Raw genomic sequence first — 12,064 nt, 5'->3', positions numbered from 1 at the left:
TGCCACCCGCCAGCCTGCAGGCCGGCCCGAACGAATCGTGGCGGGCCGCAGGCGTACAGATTTCCATTAGCCACGCCCGCTCACGCGGGCCAACGAAGAACTTTGAACAATGGCCACTATCCACGTAGACGGCAAAGCGCTCGAAGTCAACGGTGCAGACAACCTGTTACAGGCCTGTCTGTCACTCGGCCTCGACATCCCTTATTTCTGCTGGCACCCGGCGCTTGGTAGCGTTGGCGCCTGCCGGCAGTGTGCGGTCAAGCAGTACACCGACGAGAACGACACCCGTGGTCGTATCGTCATGTCGTGCATGACCCCTGCCTCCGACGGCACCTGGATCTCCATCGAAGATGACGAGTCCAAGGCATTCCGCGCCAGCGTCGTCGAGTGGCTGATGACCAACCACCCGCACGACTGCCCGGTGTGCGAGGAAGGCGGTCACTGCCACCTGCAGGACATGACGGTAATGACCGGCCACAACGAGCGCCGTTACCGTTTCACCAAGCGTACCCACCAGAACCAGGACCTCGGCCCGTTCATCGCCCACGAGATGAACCGCTGCATCGCCTGCTACCGCTGCGTGCGTTACTACAAGGACTACGCAGGCGGCACCGACCTGGGTGTCTACGGCGCCCACGACAACGTGTACTTCGGCCGCGTTGAAGACGGCGTGCTGGAGAGCGAGTTCTCCGGCAACCTGACCGAGGTCTGCCCGACCGGCGTGTTCACCGACAAGACCCACTCCGAGCGCTACAACCGCAAGTGGGACATGCAGTTTGCCCCAAGCATCTGCCACGGCTGCTCCAGCGGCTGCAACATCAGCCCGGGCGAGCGCTACGGCGAGCTGCGTCGGGTCGAAAACCGCTTCAACGGCTCGGTCAACCAGTACTTCCTGTGCGACCGTGGCCGCTTCGGCTATGGCTACGTCAACCGCACTGACCGCCCGCGCCAACCACGCCTGGCCGATGGCACCAAGCTGAGCCTGGACGCCGCCCTGGACAAGGCCGCCGACCTGCTGCGCGGCCGCACCATCGTCGGTATCGGCTCGCCACGCGCCAGCCTCGAAAGCAACTACGGCCTGCGTGAGCTGGTCGGCGCCGAGTACTTCTATTGCGGTATGGAAGCAGGCGAACTGGCCCGTGTGCGCCTGGCCCTGAACGTGCTGAACAACAGCCCGCTGCCGGTACCGACCCTGCGCGACATCGAAGACCACGACGCCGTGTTCGTGCTCGGTGAAGACCTGACCCAGACCGCCGCCCGTGTGGCGCTGTCCGTGCGCCAGGCCACCAAAGGCAAGGCCGAGGCCATGGCCGAAGCCATGAAAGTGCAGCCTTGGCTGGACGCCGCCGTGAAGAACATCGGCCAGCATGCGCTGTACCCGCTGTTCATCGCTTCGCTGGCTGAAACCAAGCTGGACGACGTGGCTGAAGAGTGCGTACACGCAGCTCCGGCGGACCTGGCCCGCATCGGTTTCGCCGTGGCCCATGCCATCGACCCGAGCGCACCCGCAGTAGCCGGCCTGGACGAAGAAGCCAAGGCCCTGGCCCAGCGCATCGCCGACGCCCTGGTGGCGGCCAAGCGCCCACTGGTCATCGCCGGTACTTCCCTGGCCGACCCGGCGCTGATCGAAGCCGCCGCCAACATCGCCAAGGCCCTGAAGCTGCGCGAGAAGAACGGTTCGCTGAGCCTGGTCGTGCCTGAGGCCAACAGCCTGGGCATGGCGATGATGGGTGGCGAGTCGGTCGATGCGGCGCTGGACGCAGTCATCAGCGGCAAAGCCGATGCCATCGTGGTCCTTGAAAACGACCTGTACACCCGCGTGCCGGCCGCCAAGGTCGATGCCGCGCTGGCTGCCGCCAAGGTGGTGATCGTCGCCGACCATTCCCACACCCCTACGCTGGAACGCGCCCACCTGGTGCTGCCAGCGGCGTCGTTCGCTGAAGGCGACGGTACCCTGGTAAGCCAGGAAGGCCGTGCTCAGCGCTTCTTCCAGGTGTTCGACCCGCAGTACCTGGACAGCAGCATCCTGGTCCATGAAGGCTGGCGCTGGATGCACGCCCTGCGTGCCACCCTGCTGAACAAGCCGGTCGACTGGACCCAGCTGGACCACGTCACCAGCGCCTGCGCCGAAGCCGCGCCGCAACTGGCCAGTATCGTCAACGCCGCACCCAGCGCCGCATTCCGCATCAAGGGCATGAAGCTGGCGCGTGAGCCACTGCGCTACTCCGGCCGTACCGCCATGCGCGCCAACATCAGCGTGCACGAACCGCGTACCCCGCAAGACAAGGACACCGCGTTCGCCTTCTCGATGGAAGGCTACTCGGGCTCCGTTGAACCGCGCCAGCAAGTGCCGTTTGCCTGGTCGCCGGGCTGGAACTCGCCGCAAGCCTGGAACAAGTTCCAGGACGAGGTCGGTGGCCACCTGCGTGCCGGTGACCCGGGCGTGCGCCTGATCGAATCGCAAGGCGATCGCCTGAACTGGTTCAACGCCATCCCGGGTGCTTTCAACCCGGCCCGTGGCACCTGGACCGCCGTGCCGTTCTTCCACCTGTTCGGCAGCGAAGAAAACTCCTCGCGCGCCGCTCCGGTGCAAGAGCGCATTCAGCCTGCCTACGTGGCCCTGGCCAAGTCCGAAGCCGACCGCCTGGGTGTCAACGAAGGTGCCCTGCTGAGCCTGAACGTCGCCGGTGTGGCCCTGCGCCTGCCGCTGCGCATCAATGAAGAGCTGGGCGCTGGCCTGGTCGCGCTGCCGAAAGGCCTGGCCGGCATTCCGCCTGCCATCTTCGGTGCATCCGTCGAAGGCCTGCAGGAGGCAGCACAATGAGCTGGTTCACCCCCGAAGTGATCGATGTGATCATCCAGGTCGTCAAGGCCATCGTGGTGCTGCTGGCCGTCGTCGTCTGCGGTGCGCTGCTCAGCTTCGTCGAGCGCCGCCTGCTGGGCTGGTGGCAGGACCGCTACGGTCCTAACCGCGTCGGCCCGTTCGGCATGTTCCAGATCGCTGCCGACATGCTGAAGATGTTCTTCAAGGAAGACTGGAACCCGCCCTTCGTCGACAAGATGATCTTCACCCTGGCGCCGGTCGTGGCCATGAGCGCGCTGCTGATCGGCTTCTCGATCATCCCGATCACACCGGGCTGGGGCGTCGCCGACCTGAACATCGGCCTGCTGTTCTTCTTCGCCATGGCCGGCCTGTCGGTCTACGCGGTGCTGTTCGCCGGCTGGTCGTCGAACAACAAGTACGCCCTGCTGGGCAGCTTGCGTGCTTCGGCACAGACCGTGTCGTACGAAGTGTTCCTGGGCCTGGCGCTGATGGGCGTGGTGGTGCAGGTGGGCTCGTTCAACATGCGCGACATCGTTGAATACCAGGCCCAGAACCTGTGGTTCATCATTCCGCAGTTCTTCGGCTTCTGCACCTTCTTCATCGCTGGCGTCGCCGTGACTCACCGTCACCCGTTCGACCAGCCGGAAGCGGAACAGGAACTGGCCGACGGCTACCACATTGAGTATGCCGGCATGAAATGGGGCATGTTCTTCGTCGGTGAGTACATCGGCATCATCCTCATCTCGGCGCTGCTGGTCACCCTGTTCTTCGGTGGCTGGCACGGCCCGTTCGGCATCCTGCCGCAAGTGCCGTTCCTGTGGTTCGCGCTGAAGACCGCGTTCTTCATCATGCTGTTCATCCTGCTGCGCGCCTCGATCCCGCGCCCACGCTATGACCAGGTGATGGACTTCAGCTGGAAGTTCTGCCTGCCGCTGACCCTGATCAATTTGCTGGTGACCGCTGCGATCGTGCTTTACAACACGCCAGCCGTCGCGGCCCAGTGAGGATTTGACCCATGTTCAAGTATATCGGCGACATCGTTAAGGGCACCGGCACACAGCTGCGCAGCCTGGCCATGGTGTTCTCCCACGGGTTCCGCAAGCGCGACACCCTGCAGTACCCCGAAGAAGCTGTGTACCTGCCGCCGCGCTACCGTGGCCGTATTGTCCTCACCCGCGACCCCGATGGCGAAGAGCGCTGCGTGGCGTGCAACCTCTGCGCGGTGGCCTGCCCGGTTGGCTGCATCTCGCTGCAGAAGGCCGAGACCGAGGACGGTCGTTGGTATCCGGAGTTCTTCCGCATCAACTTCTCGCGCTGCATCTTCTGCGGCCTGTGCGAGGAAGCGTGCCCGACCACCGCGATCCAGCTGACCCCGGATTTCGAAATGGCCGAGTTCAAGCGTCAGGACCTGGTGTACGAGAAAGAAGATCTGCTGATCTCCGGCCCCGGCAAGAACCCTGACTACAACTTCTACCGTGTTGCGGGCATGGCGATCGCTGGCAAGCCGAAAGGCTCTGCGCAGAACGAAGCCGAGCCGATCAACGTGAAGAGCTTGCTCCCATAAGGACAGAAAGATGGAATTCGCTTTCTACTTCGCATCCGGGATCGCCGTGGTTTCCACCCTTCGTGTGGTCACCGGCACCAACCCCGTGCACGCCCTGCTCTACCTGATCATTTCGCTGATTTCCGTGGCAATGATCTTCTTCGCCCTGGGTGCGCCGTTCGCCGGCGCCCTGGAAGTGATCGCCTACGCCGGCGCCATCATGGTGCTGTTCGTGTTCGTGGTAATGATGCTCAACCTGGGGCCGGCCTCGGTCGCCCAGGAACGTGGCTGGCTCAAGCCCGGCATATGGGCGGGGCCGGTGATACTCGGCACCCTGCTGTTGCTGGAGCTGCTGTACGTGCTGTTCGTCACCCCGAGCGGTGCCGGCATCAGCGGCACCACCGTGGGCCCGAAAGAAGTGGGCATCAGCCTGTTCGGCCCGTACCTGCTGGTGGTCGAACTGGCTTCGATGCTGCTGCTCGCTGCAGCCGTCACCGCCTTCCACCTGGGCCGCAACGAGGCGAAGGAGTAAATCATGGGTGCTATCCCTCTCGAGCATGGTCTGGCGGTCGCTGGCATCCTGTTCTGCTTAGGTCTGGTTGGCCTTATGGTCCGCCGCAACATCCTCTTCGTGCTCATGAGCCTGGAAGTCATGATGAACGCCTCTGCCCTGGCGTTCGTCGTCGCCGGTGCCCGTTGGGTCCAGCCCGACGGCCAGGTGATGTTCATTCTGGTGATCAGCCTGGCAGCCGCCGAGGCCAGCATTGGCCTGGCGATCCTGCTGCAGCTGTATCGCCGCTTCCACACTCTCGACATCGATGCTGCCAGTGAGATGCGCGGATGAACCTTATCTTCCTGACTTTCGTCTTCCCCCTGATCGGCTTCTTGCTGCTGTCGTTCTCGCGCGGGCGGTTCTCGGAGAACCTGTCTGCCCTGATCGGCGTCGGCTCGGTCGGCCTCTCGGCCGCAACAGCCGCCTACGTCATCTGGCAATTCAACGTCGCCCCGCCTGAAGGCGGCGCGTACAGCCAGCTGCTGTGGCAGTGGATGTCGGTGGACGGCTTTGCGCCGAACTTCACCCTGTACGTGGACGGCCTGTCGGTCACCATGCTCGGCGTGGTCACTGGCGTAGGCTTCCTGATCCACCTGTTCGCGTCGTGGTACATGCGTGGCGAAGCGGGCTACTCGCGCTTCTTCTCGTACACCAACCTGTTCATCGCCAGCATGCTGTTCCTGGTGCTGGGCGATAACCTGCTGTTCATCTACTTCGGCTGGGAAGGCGTGGGCCTGTGCTCGTACCTGTTGATCGGTTTCTACTACAGCAACCGCAACAACGGTAACGCAGCACTCAAGGCCTTCATCGTCACCCGTATCGGCGACGTGTTCATGGCCATCGGCCTGTTCATCCTGTTCGCCCAGCTGGGTACCCTGAATGTGCAGGAACTGCTGGTGCTGGCACCGCAGAAGTTCCAGGCAGGTGACACCTGGATGGTCCTGGCGACCCTGATGCTGCTGGGTGGCGCGGTCGGTAAATCGGCCCAGCTGCCGCTGCAGACCTGGCTGGCCGACGCGATGGCAGGCCCTACCCCGGTTTCGGCACTGATCCACGCCGCAACCATGGTGACCGCGGGCGTGTACCTGATCGCCCGTACCAACGGCCTGTTCCTGCTGGCGCCGGACATCCTGCACCTGGTCGGCGTAGTCGGCGGTGTGACCCTGGTGCTGGCCGGCTTCGCCGCGCTGGTACAGACCGACATCAAGCGTATCCTCGCCTACTCGACCATGAGCCAGATCGGTTACATGTTCCTGGCTTTGGGCGTCGGTGCCTGGGACGCGGCGATCTTCCACCTGATGACCCACGCCTTCTTCAAGGCCCTGCTGTTCCTTGCTTCCGGTGCGGTGATCGTTGCCTGCCACCACGAGCAGAACATCTTCAAGATGGGCGGCCTGTGGAAGAAACTGCCATTGGCCTACGCCAGCTTCGTGGTCGGTGGCGCCGCCCTGGCGGCCCTGCCGATCGTGACCGTCGGTTTCTACTCCAAGGACGAGATCCTCTGGGAAGCCTTCGCCAGCGGCAACACCGGCCTGCTGTACGCTGGCCTGGTCGGTGCGTTCATGACCTCGCTGTACACCTTCCGCCTGATCTTCATCGCCTTCCATGGCGAAGCCAAGACCGAAGCCCACGCCGGCCACGGCATCAGCCACTGGCTGCCACTGGGCGTGCTGATCGTGCTGTCGACCTTCATCGGCGCCTGGATCACCCCACCGCTGGCAGGTGTGCTGCCTGAAAGCGCAGGCCATGCTGGCGGTGACGCCAAGCACTCGCTGGAGATCGCCTCGGGCGCCATCGCCATCGCCGGTATCCTGCTGTCGGCCATGCTGTTCCTGGGCAAGCGCCGCTTCGTCAGCGCGGTCGCCAACAGCGGCATCGGCCGCGTCCTGTCGGCCTGGTGGTTCGCCGCCTGGGGCTTCGACTGGATCTACGACAAGCTCTTCGTCAAACCTTACCTGCTGATCAGCCACATCCTGCGCAAGGACCCGGTTGACCGCAGCATCGGCCTGATCCCTCGGATGGCACGTGGTGGCCACGTCGCCATGAGCAAGACCGAGACCGGCCAGCTGCGCTGGTACACCGCTTCGATCGCCGTCGGCGCCGTGCTGGTACTCGGTGCTGTGGTAGTGGCTGCGGTATGACTATGAATCTTGCGACTTTGCCAAAGGAAACCAACCCGTCATGATTTTGCCTTGGCTGATCCTGATCCCCTTCATCGGCGGCTTCCTGTGCTGGCTGGGTGAGCGCTTCGGCGCCACCCTGCCACGCTGGATCGCGCTGCTGACCATGTCCCTGCTGCTCGGCATCGGCCTGTATCTGTGGGGCACCGGCGACTACACCCTGGCCCCTGCTCCGGGCGCCGAACCTGCCTGGGCACTCGAATACAAAGTCGAGTGGATCAAGCGCTTCGGCATCAGCATCCACCTGGCCCTGGACGGCCTGTCGCTGCTGATGATCCTGCTGACCGGCCTGCTCGGTGTGCTGTCGGTACTGTGCTCCTGGAAAGAGATCCAGCGCCACGTCGGCTTCTTCCACCTCAACCTGATGTGGATCCTCGGCGGCGTGGTCGGTGTGTTCCTGGCCCTGGACCTGTTCCTGTTCTTCTTCTTCTGGGAAATGATGCTGGTGCCGATGTATTTCCTCATCGCGCTCTGGGGTCACAGCTCTGCAGACGGCAAGAAGACCCGGATCTACGCTGCGACCAAGTTCTTCATCTTCACCCAGGCCAGCGGCCTGATCATGCTGGTGGCGATCCTTGGCCTGGTGCTGGTCAACTACAACACCACCGGCGTGCTCACCTTCAACTACAGCGACCTGCTCAAGGCCGAGCTGCCAGCTGGCGTCGAGTACGTGCTGATGCTGGGCTTCTTCATCGCCTTTGCGGTGAAGCTGCCGGTGGTGCCGTTCCACTCCTGGCTGCCTGATGCGCACGCCCAGGCGCCGACCGCAGGTTCCGTGGACCTGGCGGGTATCTTGCTGAAGACTGCGGCCTACGGCCTGCTGCGCTTCGCCCTGCCGCTGTTCCCGAACGCCTCGGCCGAGTTCGCGCCGATCGCCATGACCCTGGGCCTGATCGGTATTTTCTACGGTGCCTTCCTGGCGTTCGCGCAGTCCGACATCAAGCGCCTGATCGCTTTCTCCAGTGTTTCGCACATGGGCTTCGTACTGATCGGTATCTACTCCGGCAGCCAGCAAGCCCTGCAAGGCGCGGTGATCCAGATGCTGGCCCACGGCCTGTCGGCCGCTGCGCTGTTCATCCTGTCCGGCCAGCTGTACGAGCGCCTGCATACCCGTGACATGCGCCAGATGGGTGGCCTGTGGCACCGCATCGCGTACCTGCCTGCAATCAGCCTGTTCTTCGCTGCTGCCTCCCTGGGCCTGCCCGGCACCGGCAACTTCGTCGGCGAGTTCCTGATCCTGATCGGCAGCTTCGCCAGCGTGCCATGGATCACCGTGATCGCCACCACCGGCCTGGTCTTCGGCTCCGTCTACTCGCTGATCATGATCCACCGCGCCTACTTCGGCCCAAGCAAGAGTGACACCGTGCTGGCCGGCATGGACGGCCGCGAGATGATCATGGTGCTGGGCCTGGCGGTGCTGCTGATCGTGCTTGGTGTGTACCCGCAGCCGTTCCTCGACACTTCTGCCGCCACCATGAGTGGTGTGCAGCAGTGGCTCGGTTCCGCTTTCACTCAACTCGCTTCGGCCCGGTAAGAGCGCTATGGAATTCACCACTCAACACTTCATCGCATTGGCGCCGATGCTGATCACCACCATCACCACGGTGGTGGTGATGCTGGCGATCGCCTGGAAGCGCAACCACTCGCAGACCTTCCTGCTGTCCACCGTGGGCCTGAACCTGGCCTTGCTGTCGATCTTGCCGGTACTGAAGGTCGCGCCGCTGGCGGTTACCCCGCTGATCACCATCGACAAGTTCGCCTGCCTGTACATGGCGATCATCCTGGTGGCCACACTGGCCTGCGTCACGCTTGCCCACGCTTACCTGGGCGAAGGCTCCAAGGGCTTCCCGGGCAACCGTGAAGAGCTCTACCTGCTGCTGCTGATGTCGGCACTCGGTGGGCTGGTGCTGGTCAGCGCCAACCACCTGGCCGGCCTGTTCATCGGCCTGGAGCTGCTGTCGGTGCCGGTCTACGGCCTGGTGGCGTATGCCTTCTTCAACAAGCGTTCGCTGGAAGCGGGCATCAAGTACATGGTGCTGTCGGCTGCAGGTTCTGCCTTCCTGCTGTTCGGCATGGCACTGCTGTACGCCGATGCTGGCAGCCTGAGCTTCGACCAGATCGGCAAAGTGCTGGCAGCCACCAACATGCCAAGCCTGGTCGCGCAACTAGGCCTGGGCATGATGCTGGTGGGCCTGGCCTTCAAGCTGTCGCTGGTACCGTTCCACCTGTGGACCCCGGACGTGTACGAAGGCGCCCCGGCGCCGGTGGCCGCGTTCCTGGCCACCGCCAGCAAGGTGGCGGTATTCGCCGTGGTCGTGCGCCTGTTCATGCTGTCCCCAGCTGCCAGCAGCGGCGTGCTGAGCACCGTGCTGGCTGTGATCGCGGTTGCCTCGATCCTGATCGGCAACCTGCTGGCGCTGACCCAGAGCAACCTCAAGCGTCTGCTCGGTTACTCGTCCATCGCCCACTTCGGCTACCTGCTCATTGCCCTGGTCGCGAGCAAGGGGCTGGCCCTGGAAGCCATGGGCGTGTACCTGGTCACCTACGTGATCACCAGCCTCGGCGCATTCGGCGTAATCACCCTGATGTCCTCGCCTTACGGCGGCCGTGACGCCGATGCGCTGTACGAGTACCGCGGCCTGTTCTGGCGCCGCCCGTACCTGACCGCCGTACTGACCGTGATGATGCTGTCGCTGGCCGGTATCCCGCTGACCGCAGGCTTCATCGGCAAGTTCTACATCATCGCCACCGGTGTCGAATCGCACCTGTGGTGGCTGGTCGGTGCGCTGGTGATCGGTAGCGCCATCGGCGTTTACTACTACCTGCGCGTCATGGTCACCCTGTACCTGGTCGAACCAAACCTGCGTCGCCACGATGCCCCGCTGAAGTGGGAACAGCGCACCGGCGGCGTCATGCTGCTGGCCATCGCCATCCTCGCCTTTGTGCTCGGCGTGTACCCGCAACCGTTGCTGGAAATGGTCCAGCAAGCCGGGCTGCAACTGATCGGCTGATTGCCCCGCCAACACAAAACACCCCGCCTAGGCGGGGTGTTTTTTTATCTGCGCAATTTCTGCCTGCCCCCAGTGACGCCTCACTCAACCGAGCTGGCCTGGCCTGCCCCAGGCAGGGCGGCCTTGCGCAAATCACCGTTGGCTGAAGGCAGGTACACTTCCGGATTGGGCATCCCGCTAGGGGACAGTTCATGGGTCATTTCGAATTCGGCGCGTACTGACCAGCCGCACGCCTCGGTGGTGCATTGCAGATAAGCGATACGCAGGAAAATATGGCGCCCTTCGCTCGTGCGTATGCGCATCCGGCTGTGGCAATGCGGGCAAACCAGCTTGTAAGTACTCACGGCAAGTACCTGCTAGCATTGCCCAGGCCAACCTGTGTGTCAGTATTGGCTGCAACTGTGGGTGTATTCTTCAATTTGATGGTTCTCATTGCAGAAGTGCTCCTTAAAACGCAGGGCTGTATTCATAACGAGTAGTTTAAGCCCATGGAATATCATTAAACCAGTCATGGATATATGTTATGAGTACTCACGTACTTGCTGCGGTGCTCACGCGCCTTAAGCTTCTCACTGGTGCGCAGACTGATGCCGAGCTATCTCGTGCGTTATCGGTCAGCCCGCAGACGCTGAGCAGCTGGAAAGTTCGCGACAGCGTTCCATACTCAATTTGCATAGATATAGCCAGACAACATACGTGCTCACTGGACTGGTTGCTGTTGGGCGAAGGGGAACAACGCCCGGCATGCCAAAGTGAGGCAGGCTGGGAGTTCGACATGCTCGACAGGCTGCGCACGTTGTCCCCAGCTGATCGCCAGGCCATCCTGCTGCTCATCAAGGACAAGCAACGCATCCAGCAGCTGGAACAGCTATTGAGCGAGCTGACCAGCCACCTGCCCAAAGCCACCAGCGGCTAACCTCGACGGCGCCAGCGCTGGATGAGTTCGCGGGGGTCGAGCGTATCCAGCCAGACCATGACCTTGAGGCTGATGGGGATCACCACCACGGCAGCGACGAATGCCGCCATGCCACGGGTCAGCAAGGGCGCCAATGACGACACCAGCGGTTCGAACAGGTGGCCCACCCCCACGGTCACGAAGACCAGCAACAGCTTCTTGCCCAGCGTCAGGCGCCTGGTGGCATTGGTGATCAACCGGTCGCGCGCCGCGCCCACCAGCAAAGCCCCCAGCAGCGCGGCAAACAACACGCTGCCATCCATGCCTAGCAGTTCAATCAGCCCCGCGGCCAAGCGGTCGATAACAGATGCCTCAGGCATGAGCAGCCCCCCGACGCATAATGGGCAGACATGAGCTCGCGCCCAGGCTGTACATGACTGCGGCCTCGACAAAGCGGATGTAGCACACCCGCAATGCGCGGCCTTGGTCATGCCCGGCCACATCCTCAAGACGCTTGTAGCCCCGCTCTCGCAGCACCGCTCGCCAGCGCGCGAATTCCCGTGCTGCATCGATGGCGGCACAACGTGCGGCCACTTCCAGGGCGGCCTCACTGACCGGCCACGTCAGGTTCAGGCGCTCACGGAGCCTGCCAAGGTCCACCCGTGGCCAGAACGGGTCATGGCTGTCTACATAACGCGGTAACCGAGGGTCTTTGCGCATACCTCACCTCTTCATTGCTCGGCCAGCATGCCGTAGCGAATAGCCTTGATTACCGCCGCCACCCGTGTAGGTACGTCGAACTTGCGCAAGATGTTGGACACGTGGAAGTTCACCGTCGACTCCTTGCATTCAAGGATCCGGCCAATCTCCCACGAGCTCTTGCCGTAGGCACACCACAACAGCACTTGCCGTTCGCGTGCTGTCAGGCGAACCGGGGCATCCGCCGGGGGTTGCTGTGGGTGTCGTGCGTTGTCAGTCATGCTTGTACTCCACGGGTGATTGAGCGAGGCATCGCTGCCGATCTGCTGCCACCTTACGAAGCGCATGTCGCCCCGCTC

General features: G+C 63.1%; 13 protein-coding genes. 9 read left to right on the top strand and 4 right to left on the bottom strand.

The genetic code is table 11. From position 1 onward, the window contains the following. The first annotated feature begins 109 nt into the window (after positions 1–109). The 8 genes from nuoG to nuoN are packed head-to-tail and all read left to right on the top strand — an operon-like array spanning position 110 to position 10,111. A complete protein-coding gene (gene nuoG / locus ACFY68_RS24525; protein ID WP_387532833.1) occupies positions 110–2,824 on the top strand; it encodes an NADH-quinone oxidoreductase subunit NuoG in 2,715 nt (904 codons plus the stop codon). Next, positions 2,821–3,828: an NADH-quinone oxidoreductase subunit NuoH gene (gene nuoH / locus ACFY68_RS24520; protein WP_012273297.1), complete on the top strand. Its 1,008-nt coding sequence runs from the start codon at positions 2,821–2,823 to the stop codon at positions 3,826–3,828. Before nuoG ends, nuoH begins: the two co-directional genes overlap by 4 nt. Positions 3,829–3,839: 11 nt before the next feature. After that, positions 3,840–4,388 (top strand): NADH-quinone oxidoreductase subunit NuoI, encoded by a 549-nt coding sequence (gene nuoI, locus ACFY68_RS24515; RefSeq protein ID WP_027592814.1) that lies wholly within the window; start codon positions 3,840–3,842, stop codon positions 4,386–4,388. Positions 4,389–4,398: 10 nt separating this feature from the next. Beyond that, entirely contained in the window at positions 4,399–4,899 is a 501-nt protein-coding gene (nuoJ, locus tag ACFY68_RS24510; RefSeq protein ID WP_012313764.1) for an NADH-quinone oxidoreductase subunit J, read from the top strand. Positions 4,900–4,902: 3 nt separating this feature from the next. After that, positions 4,903–5,211 (top strand): NADH-quinone oxidoreductase subunit NuoK, encoded by a 309-nt coding sequence (gene nuoK, locus ACFY68_RS24505; protein ID WP_003251446.1) that lies wholly within the window; start codon positions 4,903–4,905, stop codon positions 5,209–5,211. Next, entirely contained in the window at positions 5,208–7,061 is a 1,854-nt protein-coding gene (gene nuoL, locus ACFY68_RS24500) for an NADH-quinone oxidoreductase subunit L (RefSeq protein ID WP_346616125.1), read from the top strand. The genes nuoK and nuoL overlap by 4 nt, the downstream gene beginning before the upstream one ends. A gap of 40 nt (positions 7,062–7,101) precedes the next feature. After that, a complete protein-coding gene (gene nuoM / locus ACFY68_RS24495) occupies positions 7,102–8,634 on the top strand; it encodes an NADH-quinone oxidoreductase subunit M (protein WP_387532827.1) in 1,533 nt (510 codons plus the stop codon). A 7-nt stretch (positions 8,635–8,641) separates the two neighbouring features. After that, positions 8,642–10,111, top strand: coding sequence for an NADH-quinone oxidoreductase subunit NuoN (gene nuoN, locus ACFY68_RS24490; RefSeq protein ID WP_387532824.1), 1,470 nt, complete (start codon positions 8,642–8,644; stop codon positions 10,109–10,111). A gap of 80 nt (positions 10,112–10,191) precedes the next feature. On the opposite strand, the gene ACFY68_RS24485 is transcribed toward nuoN, so the two are convergent. Beyond that, entirely contained in the window at positions 10,192–10,455 is a 264-nt protein-coding gene (locus tag ACFY68_RS24485) for an ogr/Delta-like zinc finger family protein (protein WP_387532821.1), read from the bottom strand. 179 nt (positions 10,456–10,634) lie between these two features. Between ACFY68_RS24485 and ACFY68_RS24480 the strand changes: the two genes are divergently transcribed. Continuing rightward, positions 10,635–11,027 (top strand): helix-turn-helix domain-containing protein, encoded by a 393-nt coding sequence (locus tag ACFY68_RS24480; protein ID WP_387532818.1) that lies wholly within the window; start codon positions 10,635–10,637, stop codon positions 11,025–11,027. Here ACFY68_RS24480 and ACFY68_RS24475 read toward each other — a convergent pair. From ACFY68_RS24475 to ACFY68_RS24465, 3 genes are read right to left on the bottom strand one after another with little or no spacing between them, the layout of a single operon-like run. Next, positions 11,024–11,386 (bottom strand): hypothetical protein, encoded by a 363-nt coding sequence (locus tag ACFY68_RS24475; protein ID WP_387532815.1) that lies wholly within the window; start codon positions 11,384–11,386, stop codon positions 11,024–11,026. The two genes, ACFY68_RS24480 and ACFY68_RS24475, sit on opposite strands and share 4 nt — an antisense overlap. After that, a complete protein-coding gene (locus ACFY68_RS24470) occupies positions 11,379–11,726 on the bottom strand; it encodes a head completion/stabilization protein (protein WP_387532812.1) in 348 nt (115 codons plus the stop codon). Before ACFY68_RS24470 ends, ACFY68_RS24475 begins: the two co-directional genes overlap by 8 nt. 11 nt (positions 11,727–11,737) lie before the next feature. Next, positions 11,738–11,986: a LuxR C-terminal-related transcriptional regulator gene (locus tag ACFY68_RS24465; protein ID WP_387532809.1), complete on the bottom strand. Its 249-nt coding sequence runs from the start codon at positions 11,984–11,986 to the stop codon at positions 11,738–11,740. Positions 11,987–12,064: the final 78 nt, after the last annotated feature.

Origin of the sequence: Pseudomonas sp. NPDC012596 (assembly GCF_042902325.1) — a bacterium.
Classification (GTDB): Bacteria; Pseudomonadota; Gammaproteobacteria; order Pseudomonadales; family Pseudomonadaceae; genus Aquipseudomonas.
This window is presented reverse-complemented; position numbering and strand designations above follow the sequence as displayed.

Coding starts and splice junctions, on each gene's coding strand:
- nuoI (WP_027592814.1), top strand. CDS start 3,840: ATGTTCAAGTATATCGGCGACATCGTTAAGGGCACCGGCACACAGCTG.
- ACFY68_RS24475 (WP_387532815.1), bottom strand. CDS start 11,386: ATGCCTGAGGCATCTGTTATCGACCGCTTGGCCGCGGGGCTGATTGAA.
- ACFY68_RS24470 (WP_387532812.1), bottom strand. CDS start 11,726: ATGCGCAAAGACCCTCGGTTACCGCGTTATGTAGACAGCCATGACCCG.
- nuoH (WP_012273297.1), top strand. CDS start 2,821: ATGAGCTGGTTCACCCCCGAAGTGATCGATGTGATCATCCAGGTCGTC.
- ACFY68_RS24480 (WP_387532818.1), top strand. CDS start 10,635: ATGAGTACTCACGTACTTGCTGCGGTGCTCACGCGCCTTAAGCTTCTC.
- nuoL (WP_346616125.1), top strand. CDS start 5,208: ATGAACCTTATCTTCCTGACTTTCGTCTTCCCCCTGATCGGCTTCTTG.
- nuoM (WP_387532827.1), top strand. CDS start 7,102: ATGATTTTGCCTTGGCTGATCCTGATCCCCTTCATCGGCGGCTTCCTG.
- ACFY68_RS24465 (WP_387532809.1), bottom strand. CDS start 11,986: ATGACTGACAACGCACGACACCCACAGCAACCCCCGGCGGATGCCCCG.
- nuoN (WP_387532824.1), top strand. CDS start 8,642: ATGGAATTCACCACTCAACACTTCATCGCATTGGCGCCGATGCTGATC.
- nuoJ (WP_012313764.1), top strand. CDS start 4,399: ATGGAATTCGCTTTCTACTTCGCATCCGGGATCGCCGTGGTTTCCACC.
- nuoG (WP_387532833.1), top strand. CDS start 110: ATGGCCACTATCCACGTAGACGGCAAAGCGCTCGAAGTCAACGGTGCA.
- nuoK (WP_003251446.1), top strand. CDS start 4,903: ATGGGTGCTATCCCTCTCGAGCATGGTCTGGCGGTCGCTGGCATCCTG.